Consider the following 7,378-nt stretch of genomic DNA (forward strand, 5'->3'; position numbering starts at 1 on the left):
GGTGCCCGAACTCCCCGAGGTCGAGGTCGTCCGCGCGGGCCTCGAACCCGCGGTCACCGGTGCGCGGGTCCTGCACGTGCAGGTGCTCGACGAGCGTGCCCTCACCCGGCACGACGGCCCGGCCGAGGACTTCGCGCACCGCCTGACCGGTCGGACGATCGCCGCCGCCGTCCGCCGTGGCAAGTTCATGTGGTTCCCGCTGAGCGACGAAGCAGTGCAGGGCGACGACACGCAGCCCGAGGCACTCGTCGCCCACCTCGGCATGAGCGGGCAGATCCTGCTCGGACGCGACCGCCCCGCCGCCCGCCACCGCCGCATCGTCCTCGACGTCCAGCCGCCCGGCACGGACCGCGACGGCGCTCCGGAGGCCCCGGTCCAGCTCGAGTTCGTCGACCAGCGGACCTTCGGGTCGATGGCGATCGACCGCATGTTGCCGACGATCGACGGCGCTCCCGCCGGCCTTGCCGGCGCGGTGGACACGATCGACCCCGACGCAGCCTGGCGTCGCCGGATCCCGTTCCAGGTGTCGCACATCGCCCGCGACCCGCTGGACCCCGCGTTCGATGACGAGCGCTTCCTGGCCGCGGCACGCAAGCGGTCGAGCGGCATCAAGCGGGTCCTGCTCGACCAGGGCGTCATCAGCGGCATCGGGAACATCTACGCCGACGAGTCACTCTGGGCAGCGCGGCTCCACCACGACCGCCCGGCCGACCGGCTGCCGCGTGCGACCCTCCGCGGGCTGCTCGACGAGGTCCGAGCGGTGCTGCGGCGCGCGCTGGAGGACGGCGGCACGAGCTTCGACGACCAGTACGTCAACGTGAACGGGCAGTCCGGCTACTTCTCGCAGCGCCTGGCGGTCTACGGGCAGCAGGGTGAGCCGTGCCCGCGGTGCGGCACGCCGATCGTGCGCGAGCCGTGGATGAACCGCTCCAGCCACCGTTGCCCCGTGTGCCAACCGAGGCCGCGCGTCCGCCTGCGTTAGCCTGACGCGGACGCCGAGGACCCCGGAGACCGCATGTACCTGAAGAGCCTGACCATCAAGGGGTTCAAGTCCTTCGCGCAGCCGACGACGTTCGCGTTCGAACCGGGCGTCACGTGCATCGTCGGACCGAACGGCTCCGGCAAGTCGAACGTGGTCGACGCCCTCGCCTGGGTGATGGGGGAGCAGGGCGCCAAGACCCTGCGCGGCGGCAAGATGGAGGACGTCATCTTCGCCGGCACCGCCACCCGCGGGCCGCTCGGTCGGGCACAGGTCACGCTGACGATCGACAACGCGGACGGGCTGCTGCCGATCGAGTACGCCGAGGTGACGATCGCCCGCACGCTGTTCCGCAACGGCGGCAGCGAGTACGCCATCAACGGCGAGAACTGCCGGCTGCTCGACGTGCAGGAGCTGCTGAGCGACACCGGCCTCGGTCGTGAGATGCACGTCATCGTCGGCCAGGGCCAGCTCGACAAGGTGCTGCACGCCACCCCGGAGGACCGACGCGGCTTCATCGAGGAGGCCGCCGGCATCCTCAAGCACCGTCGCCGCAAGGAGAAGACGCTCCGCAAGCTCGAGGCGATGCAGACGAACCTCACCCGGCTGTCCGACCTGGCGGGGGAGATCCGGCGGCAGCTGAAGCCGCTCGGTCGGCAGGCCGAGGTGGCCCGGAAGGCGCAGTCCGTCGCCGCGGTCGCTCGAGACGCGAAGGCGCGGCTCCTGGCGGACGACGTGGTGCGCCTCCGCCGCGAACTCCGCGACCACCTGGCCGTCGAGACCGGCCGGAAGTCCGAGCGTGGCGTCCTGCAGGAGCGGCTCGACCAGATCCGGCAGCGCCAGCAGCAGGTCGAGGCGAGCATGGTCGGCGACGACGTGGACCGTGCCCGGACCGTGGTGCACCGGCTCGAGAGCGTGCAGGAGCGCCTCCGCAGCCTGTCGATGCTCGCGAACCAGCGGCTGATGTTCCTGGCCCAGCAGGCCGAGGCGCCGCAGCAGGGTCCGACGATCACCCCGGAGCGGGTCGCCGGTGTCCGTGCCGAGGCCGACCGGCTGGACGACCGCGCTCGCGAGATGCAGGCCGGCACGACGACCGTCGGCGACCAGGTCCGGGCCGCGCGTGCCGCACTCGACGCCCTCGACGAGCAGATCGCCGCGCAGGCCGCCCTGGTCGCGCAGCACGACCTCGACGGGCAGCGCCTGGCGAGTGCGGTCGAGGTGGCGCGTTCGAAGCGCTCCGCGGCCACGAACGACCGGGAACGTCGGGAGCGGTCGCTGACCGAGGCCGTCGCCCGTGCCGAGCAGGCGGCCGCCGCGCTCGGGGACGTCGGCCGTGACCCGTCCCTCGACGCCGACGAGGACGACCTCACCACGGCCCTCGCCACCGCGCGCGAGCAGCTCGACCACGCGCAGACCGACCGGGACGCCCACCGCGACCGGTTGCACACGCTCGAGCGTGAGCGGGACGCGCTCGACGCCCGGATCGCCGCCCTCGCGCTGTCGATCGACGTGCGCGACGGCTCCCAGGCCGTCATCGACGCCGGCCGCGAGGGCATCGTCGGCCGCCTGGCCGACCGCCTCACGGTGACGCCCGGGTTCGAGGCGGCGGTCGCCACGGCGCTCGACGGCCTGGCCGATGCCGTCCTCGCCGACGACCGTGCGGTCGCGCTCGGCGCCGTCGAGCACGCCCGGTCCGCCGACCTCGGCCGCATCGACGTGGTCGTCGCCGACGTCACCGGCTCCGGGTCCCGGCTGCCGGCCGTGCTGCCGCCGTCGGTCCGTCGGGCGCTCGACCTGGTGCAGGGCCCGCCCGCCCTCACCGCCCTGCTGGCCGACACGCTGGTCGCGGACGACGACGTCGACCTGGAGGCCGTGCTCGCCGCCGCCCCGGACGCCACGGTGGTCACGCGGTCCGGCGACCTGGTCCGCGCTGCCCGGGTGACCGGCGGCGGAGCACGGACCACGTCCCGCATCGAGCTCGTCGCCGACCGGGATGCCGCCGAGACGCGACGACAGACCGTGGTGACCGAGGCGGAGGAGGCGGCCACGGGCCTCCAGGCCGCGCGGACCGCGGTCGAGACGGCACGACGCGCGGTGGACGAGGCCGACCGTGCCGCGCGTGAGCACGCCCGCGCGAGCGCCGAGTACGACCGGGCCAGTGCGTCCGCCCGAGCCCGCGCCGAGAACACGGCGGCCGAGGTGGACCGTCTGCGCGCCGCCCTGGCCGAGACCGACGGCACGACGGCGGCGACCGACGCGGCGCTGGCCGAGGCGGAGACCGCGCTCCGGCAGTTCACCGACCGACCGAAACCCGTGGTCGACGCCTCGGCCCGACCGGCGGCGCAGGACGCGGTCGACGCCGCCCGGGCCGCCGAGATCGAGCACCGGCTGCAGGTCGAGACCGCCCGGGAACGCGCGCGTGCCGAGCGCCGGCGAGCCGACCAGCTGGAACGGCAGCTCGAGGCCGAGCGTGCCGCGGCCGAGGAAGCGGCCCGGCTCGCGGTCATCCGCCGGGCCCAGATCGCCTCGGCCGAAGGGGTGCTCGCGGACCTGCCGGTGGTGCTGGCCGCGGTCGACCGGTCCCTGGCCGAGGCGCGGGTACAGCTCGCGTCGGAGGAGTCCGAGCGGTCCCGCCGCAACACCGAGCTGCAGACGATCCGGAACGAGGAGCGCGAGCTGCGCGACCGGTTGCAGACCCTCACCGACGGTGTGCACTCGCTCGAGATGGAGATCTACGAGAAGCGGCTGCACGTCACCGGGGTCCTGGACCGGGCGCAGAGCGAGCTCGGGCTGGGGGAGTCCGTCCTGGTCGCGGAGTACGGGCCGGACGTCCCGGTGCCGGTCGACGTGCTGGTCGACCCGAGGGTGCTGGCACGACGGCACCGGGAAGCGGCACGGGCGGCGGCAGCGGTCACCGGCGACGACACGACCGCGGACACGACAGCGGACACGACCCCGGAGACGGACGTCGACGCCGATGCCGACACGGGCACCGAGCTCGTCGACGCCGAGTCGACCCTGCCCGGCGGCCCCGCGCTCCCCGAGTTCGAGGCGCCCGACATCGATCCCGCAACCGTCCCGACCACCCCCTACGTCCGCGAGGAGCAGGAGCGCCGACTGGCCGCCGCCGAGCGGGACCTCGGCCGCCTCGGCAAGGTGAACCCGCTGGCGCTCGAGGAGTTCCAGGCGCTCGAGCAGCGGCACGCGTTCCTGTCCGAACAACTCGAGGACCTGCAACAGACCCGCACCGACCTGCTGACGATCATCGAGGAACTCGACGGCAAGATGCAGACGATCTTCGCGTCGGCGTTCGAGGACACGCAGGCGGCGTTCGACGTCGTGTTCCCGATCCTGTTCCCGGGCGGTTCGGGTTCGATCTCGCTGACGAACCCCGACGACATGCTGACCACGGGCATCGACGTGCAGGTGAAGCCCGCCGGCAAGAAGATCGACCGGTTGACGCTGCTGTCCGGCGGCGAGCGGTCCCTGGCGGCGGTGGCGCTCCTGGTGGCGATCTTCACCGCGCGGCCGAGCCCGTTCTACATCATGGACGAGGTCGAAGCGGCCCTCGACGACGCCAACCTCGGCCGCCTGCTCACCGTGTTCGGCCGCCTGCGCGAGGCGTCGCAGCTCATCGTCATCACCCACCAGAAGCGGACGATGGAGATCGCGGACGCGCTGTACGGGGTGTCGATGCGGCAGGACGGCGTCTCGGCCGTCGTCGGCCAGCGGGTGCAGCGGCCGGAGCCCCCGGCCGAGCCGGCGGTCGCGTAGCCGCCGCGGAGCGGCTGTCGCGGCCGCACCCATGACGGACGGGAGGCCCGGTACCAGCTGGTACCGGGCCTCCCGTCCGTCGTGTGGGGACGCCTACTTCGCGTCCGCCTGGACCTCCGACGGCTTCTCGCCCGCCGGGGTGAGGCCGCGCTGCTGGCGACGCTTCGACACCACGAGGCTGGCCACCGTCGCGACGGTGATCGTCAGCAGGATGAACCCGAGCGAGAACCAGATCGGGATCTCCGGGGCCCACTCGACGTGCTGCCCGCCGTTGATGAACGGCACCTCGTTGACGTGCAGCGCGTGGAAGACGAGCTTCACGCCGATGAAGGCGAGGATGACGGCCAGACCCTGACCCAGGTAGATGAGCCGTTCGAGCAGCCCGGCGATCAGGAAGTACAGCTGACGGAGACCCAGCAGCGAGAACGCGTTCGCGGTGAACACGATGAACGCGTCCTGGGTGAGACCGAAGATCGCGGGGATCGAGTCGAGTGCGAAGAGGACGTCGGTCAGACCGATCGAGACCATGACGAGGAGCATCGGGGTGAAGAGGCGCTTGCCGTTGACCCGGGTGGTCATGCGGTCACCGTCGAAGTGGTCCGAGGTCGGGATGACGCGGCGGAGCAGACGGATGAGCTTCGAGTCGCCGTCCTCGGCACCGTGCTCGTCGCCGCCCTTGGCCTGCGACCAGGCGAGCCAGAACAGCAGGATGCCGAACAGGTAGAAGACCCACGAGAAGTTCTCGATGATCGTGACACCGAGGGCGATGAAGACACCACGGGCGACGAGGGCGATCGCGACGCCGACCAGCAGGACCTTCTGCTGGAACTCCTTCGGCACCGCGAAGGTCGTCATGATGATGAGGAAGACGAAGAGGTTGTCGACGGACAAGGCCTTCTCGGTCAACCACCCGGCGAAGTACTCACCGCCGGCCTGTCCGCCGCCGAACACCCAGACGCCGACACCGAACAGGATCGCGAGGGCGATGTAGACGACCGACCAGAAGGCCGATTCGCGGATGTGCGGCACGTGCGGGGTGCGCACGTGCGAGAAGAAGTCGAACACGAGCAAGGCGAGGATGCCTGCGATCGTGATGAGCCACACGTACAGGGGAACGTCCACTGGAACCTCCAGGTCAGGGGCGCACCACATCGTCAGTCGACGAGCTCCGACCACGGAAGTGGTCCAGAAAACGGGTACGCCAGAGCCTGAAGGTCTCTTCCGCCGCGGTCCTGATCGGTGTCCGACGAGGTCGGTTCCGAACTGGGCCGCGACCGACGCCCCGGGTCCGGGTCGTTCCGGGCCGTACTGACGGGGTCGCCGAGAGGGAATACTCCCCTTCGCGTCTCCGACACTACCGAAGGTCGCGCTCACCCGGGCCCCTCTAAGCTGGGAACATGGCGAGTAGTTGGTCACTGTCCTCCCGGCTCCGGGGTCTCTTCCAGCGGAAGACCATCGACGAGACGACGTGGGAGGACCTCGAGACCGCACTCATCGGCGCCGATTTCGGACCCGACATCTCGGAGGAGATCATCGAGGACCTCCGCGCCCGGGTCGACCGCTACGGCACGACCGACCCGGCCGACCTCAACCGGATGCTCCGCGAGGTCCTCGAAGAACGTCTGTCGAAGCTCGACACGACGTTGAAGCTCAGCGCCCGGCCGGCCGTCGTGCTCGTCGTCGGCGTGAACGGCGTCGGCAAGACCACCACCATCGGCAAGTTCGCCAAGTTCCTCCGCACCTACGACCGCACGGTCCTGGTCGGCGCGGCCGACACCTTCCGTGCTGCCGCCGTCGAGCAGGTCGCGACCTGGGCCCAGCGTGCCGGCGTCGACGTCGTCCGCCCGTCGCAGCCCGGACAGGACCCGGCCTCGGTCGCGTACCAGACCGTCGAGCAGGCGATCCGGACGGGGATCGAGATCGTCGTCATCGACACCGCCGGCCGACTGCACACCAAGGCCGGACTGATGGACGAGCTCGGCAAGATCAAGCGCGTCGTCGAGAAGCAGACCGAGATCGCCGAGGTCCTGCTGGTCCTCGACGCGACGACCGGGCAGAACGGCCTGGCGCAGGCGCAGGCGTTCATCGAAGGCGCGGGTGTCACGGGCCTCGTCATCACGAAGCTCGACGGGTCGGCCAAGGCCGGGTTCGTGCTCAGCGTGCAGGAGAAGACCGGCATCCCGATCAAGCTCATCGGGCAGGGCGAGGGCATCAACGACCTGACCGGCTTCACCCCGCACGTCTTCGTGCAGAACCTCGTCGGCTGAGCCCGGGTACCGTCTGGGCAGTACACGGATCGTCCAGGTACATCGGAAGGGGTCCACACATGCCCGCACTGCTCCTCATCGCCATCATCATCGGCATCGTCCTGCTCGTGACCGGGATCGTCAGCGCCGCGCTGAAGTTCCTGCTCTTCATCGGCCTGGTGCTCATCGTCCTCGCCGTGATCGGCTGGATCCTCCGCCGCGTCCGCGGTGGCGGGACGCGCGTCTGACACGCAGCACGACGACCGACGGGAGGCTCCCCACCAGCAGGTGGGGCTGTCTCTTATACAAAAATCCGAGCCAAACAAACGACAACAATAAGATAATATACACTCATAAACATCATAAAAAATCTTCAAGG

Annotated in this window: 5 protein-coding genes; 4 read left to right on the forward strand and 1 reads right to left on the reverse strand. The window is 70.8% G+C overall.

Annotated features, from left to right (window positions below):
• Position 1: 1 nt before the first annotated feature.
• Together mutM and QCD68_RS10915 are read left to right on the forward strand one after the other, a co-directional pair.
• On the forward strand, positions 2-982 hold the full coding sequence (gene mutM, locus QCD68_RS10910) for a bifunctional DNA-formamidopyrimidine glycosylase/DNA-(apurinic or apyrimidinic site) lyase (RefSeq protein ID WP_301223022.1): 981 nt from the start codon (positions 2-4) through the stop codon (positions 980-982).
• Between the two features lie 33 nt (positions 983-1,015).
• Complete coding sequence (locus QCD68_RS10915) at positions 1,016-4,753, forward strand: AAA family ATPase (RefSeq protein ID WP_301223023.1); 3,738 nt, start codon at positions 1,016-1,018, stop codon at positions 4,751-4,753.
• Between the two features lie 93 nt (positions 4,754-4,846).
• Here QCD68_RS10915 and QCD68_RS10920 read toward each other — a convergent pair whose 3' ends face one another.
• Positions 4,847-5,875, reverse strand: a complete 1,029-nt coding sequence (locus tag QCD68_RS10920; RefSeq protein WP_111075596.1) for a TerC family protein — start codon at positions 5,873-5,875, stop codon at positions 4,847-4,849.
• 275 nt (positions 5,876-6,150) lie between these two features.
• Between QCD68_RS10920 and ftsY the strand changes: the two genes are divergently transcribed.
• Positions 6,151-7,020 carry a signal recognition particle-docking protein FtsY gene (gene ftsY, locus QCD68_RS10925; protein ID WP_111075595.1) on the forward strand — a complete coding sequence of 290 codons (870 nt, stop codon included), beginning with the start codon at positions 6,151-6,153 and terminating at the stop codon, positions 7,018-7,020.
• Between the two features lie 59 nt (positions 7,021-7,079).
• Entirely contained in the window at positions 7,080-7,247 is a 168-nt protein-coding gene (locus QCD68_RS10930; protein WP_181439311.1) for a hypothetical protein, read from the forward strand.
• The last annotated feature ends 131 nt before the right edge of the window (positions 7,248-7,378 follow it).

Origin of the sequence: Curtobacterium sp. PsM8 (assembly GCF_030433875.1) — a bacterium.
Lineage (GTDB): Bacteria > Actinomycetota > Actinomycetes > Actinomycetales > Microbacteriaceae > Curtobacterium.

Coding starts and splice junctions, on each gene's coding strand:
- ftsY (WP_111075595.1), top strand. CDS start 6,151: ATGGCGAGTAGTTGGTCACTGTCCTCCCGGCTCCGGGGTCTCTTCCAG.
- QCD68_RS10930 (WP_181439311.1), top strand. CDS start 7,080: ATGCCCGCACTGCTCCTCATCGCCATCATCATCGGCATCGTCCTGCTC.
- QCD68_RS10915 (WP_301223023.1), top strand. CDS start 1,016: ATGTACCTGAAGAGCCTGACCATCAAGGGGTTCAAGTCCTTCGCGCAG.